Genomic DNA, 21,090 nt, shown 5'->3' on the forward strand with positions numbered 1-21,090 from the left:
TCCTCCGAGCCCCTGAAGGCCCCTGCGGAGTCCCCCAGGCCCCACCGGGCCCTACCGCGCTCCTCCGGATTCCTCCGGATCACTCCGGACTCCTCCGAGCTCCTCGGCTCCTCAGATCTCCTTCAGGACCGCCGCGCAGGAGACCCCGGTGAGCCGCTCCGAGGCGTCCCAGAGGCGTTGCGCCATGGTGTCGTCGCGGGTCCAGGGGGCGCGCCGGGAGGGGGCCGGGGCGCCGCGCCACATCACGATCGCGGGGCCGGTGAAGGAGTCGGGCCGTACGCCGGGGGCGGTGGCCGCGTACAGCGTGGGCAGCGCGCCGGCCTCGGCGGACTGTGCGAAGACGACGTTCGCGGCCGCCATCACCCGCTCGGCCCCGCGCCGCCCTTCGGCACGGGGCCCGGCGGTCTGCAGGTTGGTGGCCGCGTACCCGGGGTGGGCGGCGGCCGCGACGAGGTCGCCGCCGTGGGCGTCGACCCGCCGGGCCAGCTCGTGGACGAAGAGCAGATTGGCGCTCTTGGACCGGCCGTAGGCGACCCAACGCCGGTATCGGCGCGTGCTGTTGGGGTCGTCGAGGTCGATGTTGGCGATGACGTGCATCATGCTGGAGACGGTGACGACCCGGGCGGCGGGGGTACCCAGCAGCACGGGCATGAGCAGCCCGGTGAGGGCGAAGTGCCCGAGGTGGTTGACCCCGAACTGCGTCTCGAACCCGTCCGCGGTGGTCCCGTACGGCGGTGCCATCACCCCGGCGTTGTTGACGAGGAGATCGAGCCGGCCGTACGGGAACGAGTCGGCGAAGTCCCGCACGGAGGCCAGGTCTCCGAGGTCGAGCCGCCCGAACTCGATGTGCGCGTCGGGCACTTCGGCGGCCATCCGGTCCCCGGCCTCGTGCCCCCGCGCCTCGCTCCGGCAGGCGAGCACGACCCGGGCCCCCTTGCGGGCCAGCTCGCGCGCGGTGACGTACCCGAGCCCGCTGTTGGCCCCGGTGACGACGGCGACACGGCCGGTGAGGTCCGGGATGTCGCCGCTGCTCCAGCCGCTGCGCATGTGAACGCCCTCCACAGGTGGGGGTCTGTGTCGCGGCCAGCCTACGAGGAGGGACCACAACGGGACACGGGACACGGCCGTACGCCGGACACGGCCGTACGCCGTACACCGCCGTACGCCGGACGCGGCCTTTCGCCGTGCGAAGCGCTCGGTGGCGCGTAGGGTGCCAGGGTGATCGGCATTCCGGAGGGGCTGGCGCGCGGCACGATCGACCGTGAGGGTGACCAAGGTGCTGCCTGGATCGCCGGGCTCCCCGCGATCGTCGAGGACCTGCTGGAGCGGTGGGAGTGCGTACCCGACGGTGCGGTGACGCACGGGGGCGTAGGGGTGATCGTCCCGGTACGGCAGCGGTCCACCGGCGGCCGGTTCGTCCTGAAGGTGTCCTTCCCGCACCCCGGCAACGTCCACGAGCCGGACGCGTTCGAGGCGTGGGAGGGCCGGGGAGCGGTCCTCCTGCACCGGCGGGACGACGCCCGTTTCGCCCTCCTGCTGGAACGGGCCCGCATGTCGACGCTGGCGGCCCTCCGGTCCGACGACGAGACGGTGGTGACCGTGGCGGGCCGCCTGAACCACCGCCTGGCCGTCCCGGCTCCGGCGGGGCTGCCCCGGCTGAGGGACCAGGCCGGCGCCTGGGAGACGGAGCTGCGCAGGGACGCGACGGAACTGACGAACGCGCTGCCGCCCCGCGTGGTGGACGCGGCCGTCGCCACCACGCGTGAACTGGGCCACGACCAGCCGGACACCCTCGTCCACGGCGACCTGCACGCGAGGAACATCCTGCGGGCGGACCGGGAACCGTGGCTGGCCGTCGACCCCAAGGGCTACGCGGGAGACCCGGCGTACGACGGCGGCACGCTGCTCAAGTCCCGTGCCCTGTCCCTCATGCGGGCCGACGACCTGGCCAAGACGGTCCACCGCCTCCTCGACGTCTTCGCCGAGGCGGCGGAACTCGACCGCGAACGCGTCGGACGCTGGGCGCAGTTGCACGCCGTACAGGCGGCGTTCTGGGGCCGCCGGCACGGCTTCCGTATCGCACGCGGCGGCCCCCAACTCGATCGCATCACACAATTCGCCGACGTGTTGGCGGAGTTGCTCACCGCTTAGGGGGCGCCCCGGCTCGTCACCGTCGGCCGCCGAACTCCCACCCGTACACCTCTGTCTCCGCGTACCGGTGCGGGGCCAGGACGGCCCGTGCCCGCTCCGGGTCCGGCGCCCGGACCAGTGCCGCCGTACCCAGCCAGGTGGTCGCGTCGTCGGACAGCAACGGGCCGAAGGCGATCAACTCGTCGCGATCGACGCCGGGCGGCAGGCCGGGTCCGGGGGCGGTACCGGCGTCGCCATCGGCGTCGGCGTCGGCCCGCTGTGGGCCCAGGCCGAGCACCAGGTACCGGTTGCCGCCGGTCCGGCCGCCGGGGAACTGCCACATGGTGCGGCCCAGCAGGTTGCGCCACCGGCGCAGCAGCACGTCCCGGTAGACGCCGGCCTGGTGGTTGGGCTCGTCGAAGGCGAACGCGCGGGCGGCGGCCGGATCCGGCAGATCGACGATGTGCACACTGCCGGTGAGCGTCTCGCCGTCGGCACCGAAGGCCGGCCCGCGGGCGATCAGCTCCGCCTCGTACCGGTCCATGTAGGACCAGTGCTCCTCCACCAGCTCCCGGCGCAACGCCAGGGAACCGGCCCGGTCACGGTGATGACAGAAGAACTCCATGTCCGAGGACCCTCCCGCACCTCGGCGCGGCATCTCAACAGGATTCCCCGGGTGCCCGCACACCCCATGACAGGACGGCGGCCGACACGCGTCGAAGCGGCGCGTGCGGGTCGGCTGGAGAAGGTCTCCGTCGGGTCGCGCGGTGCCGTCAGCTCTGCACGACCCCGCACAGCAGCAAGTCGATGAGCCGGCTCGCCAGTTCGCGCTGTTCCTCGCTCGCCGCCATCAGGCTGATCCCCCCGAGCGCCATCAGTACGTCGCGCGCGTCGACGCCCGGTCGCGCCACCGGCGACGCCCCCTCCCCGGCGTCCAGCAGCCAGGCGATGGCGTCGACCAGCAGTGTCCGGGTGTGCAGCTTCTCGCTGTCGTCCGTCAGGATCACCCGCAGCGCGTCGGCCATCCCCTGCTTCGCCGCCATGAAGTCGATGAACCGCTCCATCCACGTCCGCAGCGCCTCCACCGCCGGCAGCGTCGCCGCCAGTTCCTCCGCCGCCGCGCACAGACGCTGCACCTCGTGCCGGTACACCGCCTCGATCAGCAGTTCCTTGGAGGGGAACCGGCGGTAGAGCGTGCCCACGCCGACGCCCGCCTGCCGGGCGATGTCCTTGACCGAGGCGCCCGACCCCTCGCGGGCGAACGCCTCGGCCGCCGCCTCCAGCAGCCGGTCCTCATTGCGCTGCGCATCCGCACGCAACGGCTTGCGGGAGGCCGCCCCGCCTCCGTCGATTCCGGTCACCCTCGGCTCCCCTTCACCCACACCACTTGCAACCGGAACCAGTTCCGCTTACCTTCGAGAAGCGAACCGGAACCAGTTCCGGATAAGAGCGTACGACGCCCCCTGCCGCCACGCCATGCCGTGCCATGCCCGCCCTTCATGTCACCGCCGGCGATGCCGTGCCGTCGGGCTTCCCCGTACCGGCTCAGTCGATTCCACCCTCACCCTCTGGAGAGCGCCATGTCCCACAGCCTCGTCACCACCCCCTTCGGAGCGCAGACCACCGCCGCCGAGGTGCTCCTCGGTCTCGACCTCGGCGGCAGGCGCGCCGTCGTCACCGGCGGAGCCTCCGGCATCGGGCGGGAGACGGCCCGCGCCCTCGCCGCCGCCGGAGCCGAGGTCGTCATCGGCGTCCGCGACCTGGCGGCAGGCGCACAGGCCGCCGAGGAGATCACCCCGGCCGACGGTCCCGGCACGGTCCGCGCCGCCCTGCTCGACCTCGCCGACCAGTCCTCCGTACGCGCCTTCGTGGACGCCTGGCACGGCCCCCTGCACATCCTCGTCCTCAACGCCGGCGTGATGGCCACCCCGCTCCAGCGGACGAAGGAGGGCTGGGAGATGCAGTTCGCCACGAACCACCTCGGCCATTTCGCCCTCGCGACCGGCCTGCACGGCGCCCTCACGGCGGCCCGGGGCGCGCGCGTGGTCGCGGTGAGCTCGGTCGGACACGTCAACGGGGACGTCCTCTTCGACGACCCCCACTTCGAGCGGCACCCCTACGACCCGTGGGCGGCCTACAGCCAGTCCAAGACGGCCAATGTCCTGTTCACCGTCGAAGCCGCCCGCCGCTGGGCCGCCGACCTGATCGCCGTCAACGCCCTCAACCCCGGCCGTATCACCAGCACCCGGCTCGGCCGGCACATCGGCGACATCTCCAACAGCCCGTCCACCTTCGACCCCACCAGCACCGACGTGTCCTGGAAGAACATCGAGCAGGGCGCCGCGACCTCGGTCCTGCTCGCCGCCTCCCCGCTGGTCGAGGGCGTGACCGGACGCTACTTCGAGGACGTCAACGAGGCGGGCCCGCACCAGCCCGGCATCCGCCGCGGAGTGGCCGCCCACGCCCTGGACCCCGAGCGCGCGACCCGCCTCTGGCGGCTCTCCGTCGACCTGGTCACGACCACGCCGCCAGCCCGAACCTCGCTCTGACCGCGGCTACGGCCACCCGACCACCGCACCACCGCACAGCCGCGTCCCGGCCCCCGGCCGCCCCAGCCGCTACGGCCGCGAGACCACAGCCACCGCCACGCGGAGTTTCTCCGCGAACTCCCCCCGGTCCGCGACCCGGTGCTTCCACCCCTCGCCGGCCGCCTGCAGGACCTCCGCGATCTGCCGGGGCGTGACGTCCCCGGTCTCCCGGCCGGAGTCGGCGATCGCCCCGGCGAGCGCGTCGCGGAAGGCGTCCCGGTAGTCGTCGTACATGCCGTGCAGCTGGGCGGTGCCGTGCTCCAGCAGCTCGTCGACACCCTCGTTGAGGTGCGTGCCGACGTACCGGCCCAGGTGCGCGTCGAGCGCGGCCACGAGACGCGCGTCGAGATCGTCGCCGGGCGCGGCCAGCGCCGTACGGACATCGCCCAGCGCCCGGTCCAGCTCCTGCCGCATGGTCTCGCGGAACAGCTCCTCCTTGCCGGAGAAGAGGAAGTACAGGCCCGGGCGGGAGATGTCCGCGGCCCGGGCCACCGCGTCCATCGACGTCTTGCGGAAGCCGAACGTGGCGAAAACGCTCAGCGCCGCCGCGAGCACCTGCTCACGGCGCTGGATGTCCCCCCGGGTCGCGGTCATATGCACACCATACCGACTGGGCGTTCTATACATGTTTTGTAGATTCTGTTTAGTGGCGTGGAAGTGCAAGCGGGGGGACCGCAGCACACGAGAGACCGTCGAGAGAGAGCACCATGAGCAAGACCGTTCTGATCACCGGCGCTTCGACCGGCATGGGCGAGGCCCTCACCTTCGAGTACGTGGCACGCGGCTGGAACGTCGCCGCCACCATGCGCGACCCCGCCAAGGCCAACCCGGCCTTCGCCGGCCTCGACAACGTCCTGGTCACGCGCCTCGACGTCACCGAAGCCGCGAGCGTCGAGCAGGCCGTGCGGGAGACCGTCGAGCGCTTCGGCGCCGTCGACGCGGTCGTCAACGCCGCCGGCTACGGACAGGTCGGCGCGATCGAGGAGGTCAGCCCCGCCCAGGTGCGCGACCAGTTCGAGACCAACGTGGTGGGCATAGTCCAGGTGGTCCAGGCCGTCCTCCCGCACATGCGGGAACGCGGATCCGGCCACATCCTCAACATCGGCTCCATGGGCGGCCACGTCAGCCTGCCCACCATGGCCGTGTACTGCGCCTCCAAGAGCGCCGTGCAGAACCTGACCGAGGGACTGGCCAGGGAACTCGCCCCGCTGGGCATCCGCGTCACGCTGGTCGAGCCGGCCGGCTTCGACACCAACTTCGGGACCAGCTCCAGGCTCCCGGCCAGGTCCGTCCCGGTCCACGCGGGCTCCTACGCCACCATGGCCGAGTTCGGCAAGCAGGCGGTGCGGGGCGACCTCACCAGGTCCATGGCGGCCGTTGCCGACATCACCGGCGCCGAGGAGCCCCCGGTGCACCTCGCGGTGGCCACCGCCGGCCTGGAGATGGTGCGCGGCCACTTCGCCGAGCTGCTGGACGAGTACGCCCGCTGGGAGTCGGTCACGGCCGCCACCGACTGACGACCGCGCCACCGACCGACGACCGTCCCAGGGCCGGGTGGGTCAGACGACGCGCCGCAGGGCCTCCGGCGTGAGATCGGCGAGCGTCGGATAGCCGTCGACGGCCATGATCAGGTCGGCCTCGGCCAGCAGGGCCCGCAGCACATGGACGAGGCCGGCTTCACCGCCGTAGGCGAGACCGTACGCGTAAGGACGGCCGACGCCCACGGCGGTCGCGCCCAGGGCCACGGCCTTGATGATGTCGGCTCCCGTGCGCACCCCGGAGTCGAACAGGACGGGCAGGCCGTCGGCGGCCTCGACCACGCCGGGCAGCGCGTCCAGGGCGGGCAGGCCCCCGTTGGCCTGCCGGCCGCCGTGGTTGGAGCAGTAGATTCCGTCCACGCCGGCGTCCTTGGCCCGGCGGACGTCCTCGGGGTGGCAGATGCCCTTGAGGATCAGCGGCAGATCGGTGATCGACCGCAGCCAGGGCAGGTCGTCCCAGGTGAGCGGGTTACCGAAGATGCCGGCCCACAGGGCGACCGCGCCCTGCGGATCGTCCTCGGGACTCCGGCCGCCGAGCAGGGAGCGGAAGACCGGGTCGCTGGTGTAGTTGGCCAGGCAGTTCCCGCGCAGCTGGGGGAAGTTGCTGGTGCTCAGGTCCCGGGGCCGCCAGCCGGTGATCCAGGTGTCCAGGGTGACCACGATCCCCTTGAACCCGGCCCGCTCGGCCCGGTGCACCAGGCTCTCGGCCAGCTCCCGGTCGGTGGGGGTGTAGAGCTGGAAGAAGCCCGGGGTGTCGCCGAACCCGGCGGCGACCTGCTCCAGCGGGTCGACGGTCAGCGTGGAGGCGACCATCGGTACGCCGGTACGGGCGGCGGCCCGCGCCACGGCGAGATCACCGTGGCCGTCCTGCGCGCACAGCCCGATCACCCCGACCGGCGCCATGAAAAGCGGCGCGGCCAGCCGCATCCCGAACAGTTCGACGGACAGATCCCGCTCACTGGCCCCCACCAGCATGCGCGGCACCAGCCCCCAGCCCTCGAACGCGCTGACGTTGGCCCGCTGCGTCCGCTCGTCGCCCGCGCCGCCCGCGACATACGACCGCACCGAGGCGGGCATCGCGGCCTGGGCCAACGGCTCCAGATCGTCGTACGTCATCGGGAACCGCGGCATCACCCCGCTCAGCCCGTCGAGGTAGATCTCGTTCTGGTAGTCGGCGAAAGCCATGGTCCAGACCTCCTTCACGCCTCGCCCGCCGGCCGGCGGGTCCTCGGGTCCACAATGAGAGAGTGACGCGGGAAAGCGCTGAGACGCAGGATTCTGGCTCCACAGCCGGCGTACCGCAGGATGCTGTCCCCGCACTGCTGAGCGAGGACGAGCTGGCGCTGATCAACGCCCTGCAGCTGCGCCCGCGCGCCTCCTGGACCGAACTCGGGCGTGTTCTGGACGTCGACCCGGTCACCGTGGCCCGCCGCTACCACCGCCTCTCCGAGCAGGGCACCGCCTGGGTCGGCTTCTCCCCCGGCCCGCGCCTCCTCGAACAGATCTGTGTGGCGTACGTCGTGATCGACTGCGCCCCGGGAGCGACCGCCCGGGTCGCCGAGGCCCTCAGCGCCCACCCCCACATGGTCACCATCGAACGCACGGCCACCGGCCACGACCTCCTCACCACGGTCGCCACCCGCGACCTGCCGGCCCTGTCCCGCTACACCCTCGACCGGCTCCCCCACCTGCCCGGCATCACGGCCGTACGATCCCGGATCGTCACCCACATGTTCACGGAGGGCGGCCGCTGGCGTATCGCGGCCCTCGCCCCCGCCCAGCGCGCCCGGCTGACACCCCCGCCGGCACCCCCCACCCCCGCCGCCCTCACCGCCGGCGCCACTCCCGTCGACCGCGACCTGGTCACCCACCTCGCCCACGACGGCCGTATCTCCTACCAGACCCTGGCCCGGCACCTGGGCGTCAGCCTCTCCACCGCCAAACGCCGGATCGAACACCTCACCCGCCGCGGTCTGCTCCGCTTCCGCTGCGACTTCGCCCGCCCGCTGGGCGGCTGGCCGGTCGCGGTGACCTTCTGGGCCAAGGTGCCGCCCGCCGACCTCCCGCACATCGGCCAGGCCCTCATCCGCCTCCCCGAGACCCGCAACTGCGCGGCGATCAGCGGCCCCCAGAACCTCGTCCTCCAGGCCACGCTCCATTCACTGGCCGACATCCTCCGCCTGGAGACCCAACTGGCCACGGCCCACCCGACCCTGGACATCGCCGACCGGGTCATCACCCTGCGCCACGACAAACTCCTCGGCCGCCTTCTGGACCCCTACGGCCGCTCCACCGGCGTCGTACCGGCGGACCTGTGGGCGGAGCCGACGCTGTGAACGGAGACGACCGGTGTCAGGCGGGAGGGTTGGTGCTCTTGGTCCATCCCACCGACAGGCCCCAGGATCCAGCCGTCTTGGAAGTGACCGACACAACCACGTTCCTGTAGTCACGATCGAGAACGGATTCGTTGTGCACCCCGGGGTCGCCGTCGGCGCACACGGTGGTGGAGCTCACAAGAGAGCCGACTTTGACGTCGACGGTCCCGGAACCCGAGCAGATCACCGCGACCTCCAGGGTTCCCTTCCGAACCTCAGGGATCACCGGAAACGAGTGAGGCCCGGTATTTCCGCCTGTTTTGACGAACGTCTTCTGCGCGTCGGCAAGCTGGGGCGCAACGCGAGGGTCCCCGGTGGCCGAAGCGGTGACGGAGGGTTCGCCGGACGAAGCCGTCCCGGCCGGCGCCTCGCTCGCGGTTGCCCGATCACCGGTTGACGTCGTACCGGTGCAGCCGGCCAACGCAAGCAGGACCACTGGAACGGCTATCCCTGCTCGGCTCATGCGTATCACCCGACGTCCTTGGGCCCGTGGCCCGTCACCTTGTCGCGCGTAAAGTAACAGGTGAGGTGCTTGTAGCAGGCAGCGGCGGCGAACTCGCGGCGCCGTACGCCTGTTGTTCACCTGGAGATCTCCTACGGGCGGCGCTGGGCGTTCCGCAGCCGATCGGCGGCAAGCCGGCGGGCGTTCCCCGGCGCCCCGGGTCGGGCGGGCCGTGCGGTGGGAGTCGTAGAGTGCGGCGTGGTGGGGACGCTGAGTCGTTGGAGGGGGAGCCTGCCATGGGTGCGGCGAACAGAAACCGGGCCGATCTCGCGCCGATGAATCCCGAGGAGATGATCGCGGAGGCGCGGAAGGCGTTCTTCGTGATGTTCGCGCTGCTCGCCGTCGTCTGGCTGGTGCAACTCGCCAACTTCGCCGACCACTACGCCCTCTCCCGGGACTACGCCGTGGTCTCCGGCGACGTCGGCACGCTGCCCGACGTCCTGGTCGCGCCGCTGCTGCACTGGAGCTGGGCGCACATCGAGAGCAACTCCGGCCCGCTGTTCGTGTTCGGTTTCCTCGCCGCCTACCGCGGAGTGCTGCGGTTCCTCGCGCTGACCCTGCTGATCGCGGTGAGCAGCGGTGCCGTGGTCTGGTTCTTCGAGAAGGGCGACGTGGCGACGGTCGGCGCCAGCGGCCTGATCTTCGGGTACTTCGGTTACGTCGTCGTCCGCGGCCTCTTCGACCGGCACCTGATCGACACGCTGATCGGGATCGTCATGGGCGCCTCCTTCGCGTACCTCCTCACCGTGGCCGTGCCCGGCACACCGGGGGTGAGCTGGCTCGGACACCTCGGCGGGCTGCTCGGGGGCCTGCTGGGCGCCTGGCTCTTCCGCGACCGGCGCCCGCGGGCCGGCACCGGCGAGGGAAACCCCCGGGCGGTGACCGGCGACGCCGCGCAGCCGCGCTCCGACCTGTACAAGGAACTCGGCGACCTCGGCCTGCTCTGACGACACGTCATCCCCGGTCCCGCGGAAACACCCGGGTCCGCGGGCGCCGTGGCGTCCGCGGACCCCGGTGGTCGAGCAGCGGGTCGGGTCAGTAGGAGAACTGCTGGATCTGGCTGCCGTCGCCTGCGTACGTCCATCCGGTCCGGGTTGCCGGGTCGAGCTGCATGACGCGCTCGCGATGGGTTTCGAGCCGGCCGTTGTAGGACCCGAACAGCGGGTACTCGACGCCGCTCACGGTGCGCACCGTCCGACCCGTCCGCAGGTCGACGACGGCGATGCGGCCGGTGGCGTTGTTGTCGCCGAAGCCGTACTGCTGAAAGCCACCCGTCGGCTTCAGGTCCGGCAGCCGGAAGGCGAACAGCGCCAGGTGGTGCTCACCGTCGACGGCGAGCGCGAGGGGCGCTTGCGCCATGCCGAGACTCACCTGGTCCCCGGCGGGCAACTGCGCGAAGTACCCGGTGCCGGCGAAGTTGACGCTGAAGGAGTGGTACCAGGTTTCGTAGAGGCTGCCCTTCTGGTCGGAGGCGAGGTCCGTGGCGCAAGGGGCGCCCCCCTGGCTGTTGGTGACCGTCGCGCTGTCCAGGTCGATCGTGGCCATGGTGCCGGACCCGACCGAGGCCAGGCAGTTGATGGTGGACCCGGACTTCTGCGCGGAGAAGACGCCGGTCGACTCGTCCACGTCCAGCAGCCCGTACGAGGTTCTCCCGTCCGGGGTGGGCTCGAGCTGGAGCGGTGTCCCCTGAGTGCCGGTCGCAGTGTCCACGGGCAGGACGAAGCCCGCACGGTCGCCCGAACGGTAGGCGAGCACCGCCGCACGGTGGCGCTTGGCGTCCACCCGCCCGCCCGTCACGACGTACTGGTCGTCGACCCGCACGGGGCTGCCGACCTCGTTGCCGGTGCTCGTGTCGTAGGTCTCGAGCCACTGCTCGCCGGTGGTGGTCTGCTTGTGCAGGACCAGCGTGTGGTTGGCGGAGTCGACGCCGAACACCTCGTAGATGGAGCCGTACGCGGGGTCGCTCGTCAACTTGCGCCCATAGATTCCGGTGGCGGCGTTGTAGTCGTACACCGAGCCTTCACCGGTGGGGCTCTCGACCGCCGCGACGGACGTGCCGCCGGGGACGATCGCGAAGTCGGTCAGGTTGGTGCCGTCGGGGGCCAGTCCGTCGTCGTATCCCAGCAGCGACGTCGGCGAAGCCTGCCCGACTATCTTGCCGTGCTCGTCGACGGCGAACACCCGCAGGTCGTAGGCGATCGATGAGGACAGCTTGAGCGCGAGGGCGTCGAGTGCCGCCGTGCCCCGCGTGCCCTTCAGCGAGCGGTCGAGCGTGGCAGGGCTGTCCACCCCGTTGTTGTCGCGGGTGGTGCCGTTCTGGTTGCTGACCAGGTTGTACGAGTTGTACACGTTCGGCCCAGGCGCGGAGAACTCCAGCAGCGTGCCGGTGGCGCCCTTGACCCCCGATACGTCGTAGTGCACCGAGAACTTCGGTGCGGCTCGGTTGATCTCCAGCAGGTGACCGAACTCTCCGGATGCCTTCGCGGCCAGGGTCGGCCCCGCCGGACGTTGCGAGGGGTCGCCGCCGTCGATCCGGATCGAGGCGAACTCGCCGTACGCCGGGCCGCCCTTGGCGCCGGCCGTGGGGTTCTGGATGATGCCTATCCCGTAGATGCCGCCGCCGGCGGAGAAGGCGCTGGCCGGGATGGTGACCGTGCCGCGAAGTCCGGTCAGCGGGGCGGTGTAGGAGGCGGAGAAGATGGGCGCCGCCGCGGGGTTCCAGTGGCCGACTCCCGACACGACCAGTTTGGGCGAGCTGACGTTCCGCACTCCGGTGAGGTCGTAGCGGACCTGAACGGAGTGTCCCGTGCTGACGACGGGCTGGACCACCGGGGCGAGCGCCTCGACGTAGCCGCCGTCGGTCGGGCCGAAGGTCAGCTCGTGGGTGGCCGAGGCCAGCACCCGGTGGCCGTGGCGCACCTCGAAGGTGAGCGCGACCTGACGGTCCGTCGTGGAGACGACCGGCAGTCCGGCCGCGGTCAGCATCTGCGTGGGGGTCAGCCGGATCGCCGGCACATCGGAGGTGAACTGGTGATGCCCGATACGCAGCGCGTAGCTGACGCCTTGCCGGTCGGGCAGGCCGGTCACGTCGGCGCCGATGGTCACCGGTCCCACCAGGCCCTCCCCGGTGTCGCCGGGTCCGGCCAGGTCAATGCGTCCGGGGTCGGTGGCCTCCAGGTACGAGCTCCCGAGTCCGCCGTCGGTCTGGCGATGCGCCACGGAGAGCCGGACGATGCGGGGCGTGCCCGTGTCGGCGTGGCTGCCGTGCGCCTTGGCCAGGACCGCCTGCACAGCGGCTGTGACGTCGAGCTGTGGGCCCACGTGCAGCGGCTGGTCGATCTGCGGCGGAGTGGGCACCGCCCGGCCGGTGCGCTCCAGCAGCGAACGGACGTCATCGGGCGACGGGTGCTGCCCGGTCAGCCGGGAGGCCTGCAGCACGACCGCGGCAGCGGCCGCGATCTCGGGCGCGGACGCCGAAGTGCCTCCGTTGAGGACCTCCGCCACCGACTGCGCGCTCTGGCCCTGATGCTCGAAGGCGGGGATGCCGTCACTGGGCGCCGAGACGTCCACGCGCGTGCCGAATCCCGAGGAGAAGACCCCGGAACCGTTGAGCCTGGTGGTCGCCCAGGTCCCGTTGGCCGACGCGGCTCCGCCGTTCTGCGGCGGAACGGACAGCGTGTCGTCGGTCGTTGTACCGCCCGCGGCGATCGCACCGGAGTCCAGCACCTTGCTGGGCGTGGTCGACAGCTGGTCGTCGTCGATCCGGGTGGTGTCGGCGGCCTTGCGCGTGACGTCGGTCGCGGTGCTGCCGCCGTCGGGCCCGACGGCCGCGTTGGTGTACAGCCTGGTCCCGTCGTTCGACGAGACCACCACGGTGATGCCGTACTGCTGCACGATCGACGCGATCACGGCCTGCTGGACCGGGTCGTCCTCCAGGTAGCGGCCGGGGAGCCCCGCGGCGTCGGTGCCGTAACCGAGGCTGGCGGTGATCACGTCGGGTCGCGGCTGCTGCCGGGCCGCGGCCAGCAGTGCCACCGCGATCTGGCTGAACGTCGGCTGCTTCGGGACGACCAGCCGGTAGTCGGCACCCGGGGCGATGCCCAGCAGGTCGGAGGATCCGCTGCCCTGCGTGCCCGGACGCTGCAGTTCGTGCGGAAGCGGCGCCATCACGGAGAAGTCCAGCAGGACCTCATCCAGATAGGGGTCCTCCCCTTGGGTCGACCCGGTCGGGTCGAGTGCGCCGGTCGCATCCGCGGTGTAGGTGGGGATCAAGGGCATCGTGGGGATGTCCAGGTACCGCTGGCCGTTCTGGACGACGGTCGTCGCCCCTGTGGCCGGGACGTCGGGTTGCCCCGCGTCGACGAGGTCGCCGACCGAGACGTTGGTGATGGTCTCGCCCGTGCCGGGCAATTGGTCGAACTTCTGCTTCAACAGGCTGTAGGCGCCCGTCGCGTTCACGCCGCCCGCGTTGAGGAAGCTCTGCAGCGAGGTGCCGAGAGCCGCGTTGCCGGGCACTCCGTCGGAGTTGGTCGCACCGCTGCTCGGGGCCTTCGCCGCCTTCTTCGCCGCAGCGCCCACCGAGGAGGGCAGCGGCACGGAGCCTGTGTTCATGGGGGAGACGGTCTGGTCGGGCTCGGCGTAGTCGACGCCGGGTGTGGCGGCCAGCGCCCGGGCAGCCGCCGAGGCGTCGCCGCCGGCGAGCTGGACGACCTGGACCTTGGACAGGTCGATCGCCCCGGAGCCCAGCTTCGCCCGGGCGGCTGAGCGCAACTCCTTCGCCTGGGCGGTCGACAGTCCCGGCACCAGGGGCCGCATGGAGACCGCGTGGGCCCGGTGGAGTGCGGTGTTGACCACGGTGTTCGAGGTCAGCGGGGTACGGACCCGCAGATTGCGCTGCTTGCCCAGCGACGTGCCCGTCACCTGGGTGGCCGAGCCGAGTACCACAAGGACCTGGTGAGGACTGTTCTTCGCCGACTGCGCGGGCGTGGGCTTCAGGAACGAGCGCCACCGACCGAGCGCTGAGGATCCGGGTGTGGAGGGCAGCGCGGCCCCCGCCCCGGGCTGTGACGCTGATGAGCTGCTGGCAAGCGGGGTCCTGACGGCCGGCGACTGGCCGGAATCAGTGGCAGCGGAGCCGGGCCCGGGGGAGCTTGGGGGAATCGCTGCCGCGGGTATCGTTACGGCCGCGGTGATGGCCACGAGCGCGACGCCGACGGCACCAAGCCGTCTGCCGCGCGTGTGGGCATACGTCATGGGACACCTTTCTCGGGGAGTGAATCCGCAAGCACGGATCCACACCGGAAGGCTCTGCCCGCTCGAACGTGCTCAGGACAGCGCCAACTTCAGCGTGAAAGATGTCAACCGCGACCAACGAAACACAAGGTTACGAGGCTGGCGGATCCCTGCCAGGTGGCGGAAGCCGCCAAGGAAATTGGGCGGACGGTATGGAATTTGACGTGCTCGGGCTTGCGGAAGAAACAGAACACGTCTACATGGCACTGGTCCGGCAGCCTCGCTGCACCTCTTCGGAGTTGGCAGACGTCTGCGGCATGCCCGCGACCACTGCGGGAAGACTGCTGTCCAAACTGGTCAAGATCGGGCTCGCCGTGCGGGACGCCGGATGCCCGCCACGCTTCACCGCCACGCCTCCGGATGTCGCCGTCACCGCGCTGATCGACCAGCGCGAGCACCAGCTCAAGGAAGCACGGGCCCTGGTACAGCGGTTGACCGAGACCCACCGGGAGGCTGCCCGGATCAGCCAACGCGACATGGCCGTCGAACTGCTCACCAGCCGTGAGCACATCAACGCCACCGTACTCCGACTGACTGTCGACGCCCGCCACGAGGTACGTGTGTGCGACCGGCCGCCCTATTTCGACGGCCCCGGCAGCAACCTCGACAGCCAACTCCAGCAGCAGCGGCGCGGCGTGATCTTCCGGGTGATCTACGACCGCGAAGCGGTGGCCTGGCCCGGCAGGCTGAACAACGACATCGTGCCCAGCATGAAGGCGGGCGAGCAGGCACGGGTACACCCTGAGCTGCCCCTCAAACTCGTCATCAGCGACGACCGGGCGGCCATCCTCCCCTTCAGCCTCGGACCTGGGGGCCAGTCAGTCGCCTACCTGGTCCACCGCTCCCCCGTGCTCGTAGCCCTGGAATCGCTCTTCGAGGCGCAATGGGAGCGCGCAGTGCCGCTGCCGGACGCCCCCACACCACCCGGCGACGCCACCACCGCGGCCGAATCCAAGGACGCAGAGCCCGATGAGGAGACACGGTCCCTGCTCGCCCTGCTCGCCTCCGGCCTCACCGACACGGCCATCGCGCGCGCCCAGGGCTGGAGCGAGCGGACCACCCAGCGTCGCGTCCACCAACTCATGCGCCAACTCGGCGCCTCCACCCGCTTCCAGGCGGGCCTCACCGCGACCCGACGCGGCTGGCTGTGAAACGAACCCCGGCACAAAGGGGCGGCACCCCCGCGCAGTGTGCAAGACCAACCCTTGACCAGGGGGGTTGATGGTCTGCCCTCCACACACACGTCTCCCCGGTACCGCGCCCCGGTGAGGCAGGCCGCATCGACCGGCCTACGACAAGGTGTGCAGCCGTAGGGCACGCTCAACGTTCGTCTCGGTCCGCTCGCGGTGTACGGCTGTCTCCTGCCGGCGTTCTGCGACGGCCCTGAACTTCTGCTTGCCCAACTCCCGATACACAAAGGTGCCGCCGTCGAGTTCCGTGGTCACCTTGGCGGCACGGGAGTCCGCAGCAGTCTTCTTCTCGAAGTTCTCCTTGCACTGCTTGCCGGCCACGTCCCGGTAGCGCACCTGCCAACGTTTCCCTGTGCCGTGCTCGGTGCTGGGATACAGCGTCTGCGTCCTGCCGCTGTGCGCCGCGCACGGCTCAGCGTCAGTCGGCGGACGGGACAGGTGCCAGCGGTCGTACACGCCGTCGGCGGTTCGGAAGTACCGGACGTGCGCTTGTCGCAGTGTTCGGCCGCGCAGGCCGATGGACCTTCCCTGCCGTCTCCGCGCTTCCCGGCTCGTTCGAGCGCTTCACCAGCCCTCTTGCAGGACCGCCAAGAACATGACGGAGGGCGGGGCCCATGCCGGCGCTATGGGGGGTCTGGCAGACCCCCCGTAGCGCTGACGAGCCCACCGCCCCTGAGCTGGGAAGCGGCAGGTGGCCAAGGCGTCCGGCAAGACCCAGGGCAAGAAGAAGCGAGCGCCCGCGAGCGAAGCCTTGCCCGCGGGCGATCCTCACGTGACGAGTGGGATCATCCATGGATGGCAGACATACGGCTCCCCCACGGTTGGACTCTTCAGCAGATCCGCGATGTCTCGGGAGATCGACAGGCTGTCGCCCTGGATCCCGATCGGCCAGTGAAGTGGGTCAGCGTCGGCGAGGCCCACGAGATGCCACGCCCGGAGATCGTTCTCGGGTTCCACAGTCTGTGTCTCGTGAAGCCCGTCGATGACGACGACTGGTACATGGGCAGCCTGTACGACGACGGCAGCATCGACTGTTGGACCGCCTACGGCAGCAACCTGTACGAGGCGCTACGCGGCCTCTAGGAGCCTGCTCCGGCGAGGCGGCTGAGTGTCTAACTGCGTGACAACCACGACGCACAACCGCGAACAGTCGCGCACGTCAGCGGACCACCGGCGCAGGTGACAGGCACAGCGGTCCAAGAGCAGCGACCATCCCAAGTTGCTTCGAGAAGAGGGATTCGCGTCGCTACTGAGGTCGGCGCTTCAGGGTGACGCAGCAGCGCCACCCTCTGGCCACGTGACCGCCCGGACGCGGCGGCTAGGCTGCCGAGCATGCTCGTGGCCGCTGCCATCTGTCCCTACCTGCCATCGCTCACGTTCGCGACGGACGTGAGCACGCCTTCTGCGCCGGAGCGGCTGCGCGCGGTGTGCGCGCAGGCGGTGGCAGCCGTACTGGTCGAGGATCCCCAGATCGTGGCCGTGGTCGGCCCCGGTACGAGATCCCTTCTCCACGAGGAGAGAGCCCTGGGGCTTGGCCACGGCCGGGCCGCGGAGGCACCGACGAACACGCTGCCGATGGCGCTCAGCATCGGTGCGTGGCTGCTCCAACAGGCAGGCTGGACCGGTCCGGTGCGCGCCTACGAGCTGGACGACGCCCGGAGTTGGTCCATGAACGGAGAGGACGGCGTCCATCTGGCGGGATGGGCGGAGCGCGTAGGGTTGCTGGTGTTGGGGGACGGTCCGACCCGCGTCGGCGCGGACGGAGCCGAGCGCTCCGACCCGCGAGTTGAGGAGATCACAGCGGGCATCGCTGCCGCGCTGACAAGCGGTGACGCGGACGGATTCTTCCCGACCCTGGATGTGGGCCTCGCTCGCGAGCTGGGGGTTTCGGGTCGCTCACCCTGGCAGTTGCTCGACGGGGCTGACTGGGATCTCACCACTCACCATCTCCTGTACGCCGAGACCGTGGACGGCGTCAGCTGCTTCGTGGCGACCTGGTCACTCTGAAGCGCCGACCTCAGTAAGGTGCGTTGCATGAGCGATGCCGTTCCGGTCTGCCCCGAGTGCAGCCAGCCGATGAGGTCCGGTGGCCTCGTGCTCTCCGAGCGGGAGGACGACGGCCGGCGGACCTGTCGGTCGCTGTGGAAGTGCGCCGACCGACACGTCTGGTGGCGCTGGGCCGACCAGCCTGACGAGCCATGGGAGGTCTGTCCAGTGCCGCAACTGTTCCGCTGACATCAACGACCACGAACAGCGGCAACAGTCGGCACCCGGCAATGGCACCCGCCCACAAGCTTGATCGCGGCCGCTCAGGAGCGAGATCGAACTCCTAAAGCGGTGCGCACCTTCTCCGAGTCGCGGACGGAACCCGGCCGCCCCGGGCAGGGCACAACGAGGGCACAACAGTTCCGCGCGACTTCAACGGCAGCCAACGCCCGCAAACGCCGTTCTACCTGGTCAGCGGCTTACCTTGACAGTCGCCGCAGAGCATGCACGAAGGGGCGGCACCCCCGCACAGGGTGCCGCCCCTCTCTTGCGTGCCGGGGCCGCCGTCCATCGGTCTTGAGGGTCGGGGACGGACGGCGGACCCGGGGTTCTCAGGAGGCCGGGGTCGGCCTCAGCGGTGGTCGCTGCCCGCCGACTGCGTCGCCGCCCGGCCCGCCTCCAGACGGGCCACCGGGATCCGGAACGGGGAGCAGGAGACGTAGTCCAGGCCCACCTCGTGGAAGAAGTGGACGGACTCCGGGTCACCGCCGTGCTCGCCGCAGACGCCCAGTTTCAGGTCCGGGCGGGTCGCGCGGCCGGCCTGGGCCGCCGCCGCCACCAGGGAGCCGACGCCGTCCCGGTCGATCGTCTCGAAGGGGGAGACGCCGAAGATGCCCTTCTCCAGGTAGGCGGTGAAGAAGCTCGCCTCCACGTCGTCCCGGCTGAAGCCCCAGACCGTCTGCGTCAGGTCGTTGGTGCCGAAGGAGAAGAACTCCGCGGCCTCCGCGATCTGGCCCGCCGTCAGGGCGGCGCGCGGGAGCTCGATCATCGTGCCGATCGAGAGCTTGAGGCTGGTGCCCGTCGCCGCTTCCACCTCCGCGATGACCTGGTCGGCCTCCTCGCGGACGATCTCCAGCTCCTGGACCGTGCCCACCAGCGGGATCATGATCTCCGCGCGCGGGTCGCCCTTGGCGTTCTTGCGTTCGGCCGCGGCCTCGGCGATCGCGCGGACCTGCATGGTGAACAGGCCGGGGATCACCAGGCCCAGGCGCACGCCGCGCAGCCCCAGCATCGGGTTCTGCTCGTGCAGGCGGTGGACCGCCTGGAGGAGGCGGAGTTCGTTCTCGTGCGGCTCCTGGCGGGACTCGGCGAGGGCCACCCGGACCGAGAGTTCCGTGATGTCCGGGAGGAACTCGTGCAGCGGCGGGTCCAGGAGACGGACCGTCACCGGGAGGCCGTCCATCGCCGAGAGGAGTTCGACGAAGTCCTTCTTCTGGAGCGGGAGCAGGGCGCTCAGCGCCTCCTCGCGGTCCTCCTCGGTGTCCGCCAGGATCAGGCGTTCCACCAGTTCGCGGCGGTCGCCGAGGAACATGTGCTCGGTGCGGCACAGGCCGATGCCCTGGGCACCGAAGCGGCGGGCCCGCAGCGCGTCCTCGGCGTTGTCGGCGTTGGCGCGCACCCGCAGGCGGCGCTTGCGGTCCGCGAACGCCATGATGCGGTGGACCGCCTCGACCAGTTCGCCGGCGTCATGGGCGCCCGCGTGCATCCGGCCCTCGAAGTACTCGACCACCGGGGAGGGGACCACCGGGACCTCGCCCAGGTAGACCTTGCCGGACGAGCCGTCGATGGAGATGACGTCGCCCTCCTCGACCACGTGGCCGCCGGGGACCGTCATCCGGCGGCGCTTGGTGTCGACCTCCAGGTCCTCCGCGCCGCAGACACAGGTCTTGCCCATGCCGCGGGCGACGACGGCCGCGTGGGAGGTCTTGCCGCCCCGGGAGGTCAGGATGCCCTCGGCGGCGATCATGCCGTCCAGGTCGTCGGGGTTCGTCTCGCGGCGGACCAGGATGACCTTCTCGCCCGAGCGGGACCACTTGACCGCCGTGTACGAGTCGAAGACCGCCTTGCCGACCGCCGCGCCCGGCGACGCCGCGATGCCCCGGCCGACCTGCTGCGCCTTCGCCTGCTCGTCGAAGCGGGGGAACATCAGCTGCGCGAGCTGGGCGCCGGTGACCCGCTGGAGCGCCTCCGTCTCGTCGATCAGGCCCTGGTCGACGAGCTGGGTCGCGATCCGGAAGGCGGCGCCGGCGGTGCGCTTGCCGACGCGCGTCTGGAGCATCCACAGCTGACCGCGCTCGATGGTGAACTCGATGTCGCAGAGGTCCTTGTAGTGGTTCTCCAGCGTCTCCATGATCTGCATCAGCTGGTCGTACGACTTCTTGTCGATGGACTCCAGCTCGGCCAGGGGGACCGTGTTGCGGATGCCCGCGACCACGTCCTCGCCCTGGGCGTTCTGGAGGTAGTCGCCGTAGACGCCCTGGTGGCCCGAGGCGGGGTCGCGGGTGAAGGCGACGCCGGTGCCCGAGTCCGGGCCGAGGTTGCCGAAGACCATCGAGCAGACGTTGACCGCGGTGCCGAGGTCGCCGGGGATGCGCTCCTGACGGCGGTAGAGCTTGGCGCGGTCGGTGTTCCAGGAGTCGAAGACCGCGCGGATCGCGAGGTCCATCTGCTCGCGCGGGTCCTGCGGGAAGTCCCGGCCGGCCTCCGCCTTGACGATCTTCTTGAACTTGGTGACGAGCTTCTTGAGGTCGGCCGCCTCCAGCTCCGTGTCGACGGTGACCTTCTTGGCGTCCTTCGCCGCGTCGAGGGCCTCTTCGAAGAGGTCGCCGTCGACGCCGAGGACCGTCTTGCCGAACATCTGGATGAGGCGGCGGTAGGAGTCCCACGCGAAGCGGTCGTCGCCGGCCTGCTTGGCCAGGCCCTGGACGGACTTGTCGGAGAGACCGATGTTCAGGACCGTGTCCATCATGCCGGGCATGGAGAACTTCGCGCCGGAGCGGACCGAGACCAGGAGCGGGTTGTCGGCCTGGCCGAGCTTCTTGCCCATCCGCTGCTCCAGCGCGTCGAGGTGCGCACTCACCTCGTCACGCAGTGCCACCGGTTCCTCGCCGCTGTCGAGGTAGACCTTGCAGGCTTCCGTCGTGATCGTGAAGCCCGGGGGGACGGGGAGACCGAGGTTGGTCATCTCGGCGAGGTTCGCGCCCTTGCCACCCAGGAGGTCCTTGAGGTCCTTGTTTCCCTCGGTGAAGTCGTAAACGAACTTCGCTACGTGGGGTTCTTTGTTTTCCGACACGGGTCTCGACTCCCTGAAGGACGCGGTGGCTGCCCTGACGGCGAGGAACATACCCAGATCGAAGGCGCCTGGGTACGTCTACTCGCGTGTCATGCGCCCGTAACCGATCGTCCGCCACCGGATCGAAAGTCAAAGCT

General features: G+C 70.7%; 16 protein-coding genes. 7 read left to right on the top strand and 9 right to left on the bottom strand.

Features of this window, described 5'->3' with window-relative positions; translation table 11 throughout:
• Positions 1-111 precede the first annotated feature (111 nt).
• Complete coding sequence (locus ACZ4N4_RS04010; protein ID WP_467584150.1) at positions 112-1,047, bottom strand: oxidoreductase; 936 nt, start codon at positions 1,045-1,047, stop codon at positions 112-114.
• A gap of 171 nt (positions 1,048-1,218) precedes the next feature.
• On the opposite strand from ACZ4N4_RS04010, the gene ACZ4N4_RS04015 reads away from it, so the two are divergent.
• The gene (locus tag ACZ4N4_RS04015; protein ID WP_467584153.1) at positions 1,219-2,151 is read left to right on the top strand and encodes an aminoglycoside phosphotransferase family protein; all 933 of its coding nucleotides are present in this window, start codon (positions 1,219-1,221) and stop codon (positions 2,149-2,151) included.
• Positions 2,152-2,167: 16 nt separating this feature from the next.
• On the opposite strand, the gene ACZ4N4_RS04020 is transcribed toward ACZ4N4_RS04015, so the two are convergent.
• Together ACZ4N4_RS04020 and ACZ4N4_RS04025 are read right to left on the bottom strand one after the other, a co-directional pair.
• Complete coding sequence (locus ACZ4N4_RS04020; RefSeq protein ID WP_467584156.1) at positions 2,168-2,755, bottom strand: YciI family protein; 588 nt, start codon at positions 2,753-2,755, stop codon at positions 2,168-2,170.
• A 148-nt stretch (positions 2,756-2,903) separates the two neighbouring features.
• Entirely contained in the window at positions 2,904-3,491 is a 588-nt protein-coding gene (locus ACZ4N4_RS04025; RefSeq protein WP_467584159.1) for a TetR/AcrR family transcriptional regulator, read from the bottom strand.
• Between the two features lie 219 nt (positions 3,492-3,710).
• On the opposite strand from ACZ4N4_RS04025, the gene ACZ4N4_RS04030 reads away from it, so the two are divergent.
• Positions 3,711-4,679 (top strand): SDR family NAD(P)-dependent oxidoreductase, encoded by a 969-nt coding sequence (locus ACZ4N4_RS04030; protein WP_467584162.1) that lies wholly within the window; start codon positions 3,711-3,713, stop codon positions 4,677-4,679.
• Between the two features lie 69 nt (positions 4,680-4,748).
• Here the strand turns inward: ACZ4N4_RS04030 and ACZ4N4_RS04035 are convergent, their stop codons facing one another.
• Positions 4,749-5,312, bottom strand: a complete 564-nt coding sequence (locus ACZ4N4_RS04035) for a TetR/AcrR family transcriptional regulator (RefSeq protein WP_467584165.1) — start codon at positions 5,310-5,312, stop codon at positions 4,749-4,751.
• A gap of 113 nt (positions 5,313-5,425) precedes the next feature.
• Between ACZ4N4_RS04035 and ACZ4N4_RS04040 the strand changes: the two genes are divergently transcribed.
• Complete coding sequence (locus tag ACZ4N4_RS04040) at positions 5,426-6,235, top strand: SDR family NAD(P)-dependent oxidoreductase (RefSeq protein WP_467584168.1); 810 nt, start codon at positions 5,426-5,428, stop codon at positions 6,233-6,235.
• A gap of 42 nt (positions 6,236-6,277) precedes the next feature.
• Here the strand turns inward: ACZ4N4_RS04040 and ACZ4N4_RS04045 are convergent, their stop codons facing one another.
• Positions 6,278-7,441 (bottom strand): lactate 2-monooxygenase, encoded by a 1,164-nt coding sequence (locus tag ACZ4N4_RS04045; protein WP_453572935.1) that lies wholly within the window; start codon positions 7,439-7,441, stop codon positions 6,278-6,280.
• Positions 7,442-7,503: 62 nt separating this feature from the next.
• Between ACZ4N4_RS04045 and ACZ4N4_RS04050 the strand changes: the two genes are divergently transcribed.
• Positions 7,504-8,592 (top strand): Lrp/AsnC family transcriptional regulator, encoded by a 1,089-nt coding sequence (locus ACZ4N4_RS04050; RefSeq protein ID WP_467584171.1) that lies wholly within the window; start codon positions 7,504-7,506, stop codon positions 8,590-8,592.
• Between the two features lie 16 nt (positions 8,593-8,608).
• Here the strand turns inward: ACZ4N4_RS04050 and ACZ4N4_RS04055 are convergent, their stop codons facing one another.
• A complete protein-coding gene (locus ACZ4N4_RS04055) occupies positions 8,609-9,094 on the bottom strand; it encodes a hypothetical protein (RefSeq protein ID WP_467584174.1) in 486 nt (161 codons plus the stop codon).
• Between the two features lie 275 nt (positions 9,095-9,369).
• Here ACZ4N4_RS04055 and ACZ4N4_RS04060 point away from each other — a divergent pair, with 275 nt between their 5' ends.
• Positions 9,370-10,080, top strand: coding sequence for a rhomboid family intramembrane serine protease (locus ACZ4N4_RS04060; protein ID WP_467584177.1), 711 nt, complete (start codon positions 9,370-9,372; stop codon positions 10,078-10,080).
• Positions 10,081-10,168: 88 nt separating this feature from the next.
• Here the strand turns inward: ACZ4N4_RS04060 and ACZ4N4_RS04065 are convergent, their stop codons facing one another.
• Complete coding sequence (locus tag ACZ4N4_RS04065) at positions 10,169-14,077, bottom strand: S8 family serine peptidase (RefSeq protein WP_467584178.1); 3,909 nt, start codon at positions 14,075-14,077, stop codon at positions 10,169-10,171.
• Positions 14,078-14,577: 500 nt separating this feature from the next.
• Between ACZ4N4_RS04065 and ACZ4N4_RS04070 the strand changes: the two genes are divergently transcribed.
• A complete protein-coding gene (locus tag ACZ4N4_RS04070; protein WP_467584181.1) occupies positions 14,578-15,576 on the top strand; it encodes a helix-turn-helix domain-containing protein in 999 nt (332 codons plus the stop codon).
• A gap of 138 nt (positions 15,577-15,714) precedes the next feature.
• On the opposite strand, the gene ACZ4N4_RS04075 is transcribed toward ACZ4N4_RS04070, so the two are convergent.
• Positions 15,715-15,951, bottom strand: coding sequence for a hypothetical protein (locus tag ACZ4N4_RS04075; protein ID WP_467584184.1), 237 nt, complete (start codon positions 15,949-15,951; stop codon positions 15,715-15,717).
• A gap of 996 nt (positions 15,952-16,947) precedes the next feature.
• Between ACZ4N4_RS04075 and ACZ4N4_RS04080 the strand changes: the two genes are divergently transcribed.
• A complete protein-coding gene (locus tag ACZ4N4_RS04080) occupies positions 16,948-17,622 on the top strand; it encodes a class III extradiol ring-cleavage dioxygenase family protein (RefSeq protein WP_467584187.1) in 675 nt (224 codons plus the stop codon).
• Between the two features lie 610 nt (positions 17,623-18,232).
• On the opposite strand, the gene ppdK is transcribed toward ACZ4N4_RS04080, so the two are convergent.
• Complete coding sequence (gene ppdK, locus ACZ4N4_RS04085; protein ID WP_467584190.1) at positions 18,233-20,953, bottom strand: pyruvate, phosphate dikinase; 2,721 nt, start codon at positions 20,951-20,953, stop codon at positions 18,233-18,235.
• Positions 20,954-21,090 lie beyond the last annotated feature (137 nt).

Source organism: Streptomyces sp. NPDC026538 (assembly GCF_055567535.1).

Excerpts from the sequence above, each read along its gene's own strand:
- ACZ4N4_RS04035 (WP_467584165.1), bottom strand. The coding sequence starts at position 5,312 with ATGACCGCGACCCGGGGGGACATCCAGCGCCGTGAGCAGGTGCTCGCG.
- ACZ4N4_RS04070 (WP_467584181.1), top strand. The coding sequence starts at position 14,578 with ATGGAATTTGACGTGCTCGGGCTTGCGGAAGAAACAGAACACGTCTAC.
- ACZ4N4_RS04045 (WP_453572935.1), bottom strand. The coding sequence starts at position 7,441 with ATGGCTTTCGCCGACTACCAGAACGAGATCTACCTCGACGGGCTGAGC.
- ACZ4N4_RS04060 (WP_467584177.1), top strand. The coding sequence starts at position 9,370 with ATGGGTGCGGCGAACAGAAACCGGGCCGATCTCGCGCCGATGAATCCC.
- ACZ4N4_RS04010 (WP_467584150.1), bottom strand. The coding sequence starts at position 1,047 with ATGCGCAGCGGCTGGAGCAGCGGCGACATCCCGGACCTCACCGGCCGT.
- ACZ4N4_RS04040 (WP_467584168.1), top strand. The coding sequence starts at position 5,426 with ATGAGCAAGACCGTTCTGATCACCGGCGCTTCGACCGGCATGGGCGAG.
- ACZ4N4_RS04020 (WP_467584156.1), bottom strand. The coding sequence starts at position 2,755 with ATGGAGTTCTTCTGTCATCACCGTGACCGGGCCGGTTCCCTGGCGTTG.
- ACZ4N4_RS04080 (WP_467584187.1), top strand. The coding sequence starts at position 16,948 with ATGCTCGTGGCCGCTGCCATCTGTCCCTACCTGCCATCGCTCACGTTC.
- ACZ4N4_RS04030 (WP_467584162.1), top strand. The coding sequence starts at position 3,711 with ATGTCCCACAGCCTCGTCACCACCCCCTTCGGAGCGCAGACCACCGCC.
- ACZ4N4_RS04055 (WP_467584174.1), bottom strand. The coding sequence starts at position 9,094 with ATGAGCCGAGCAGGGATAGCCGTTCCAGTGGTCCTGCTTGCGTTGGCC.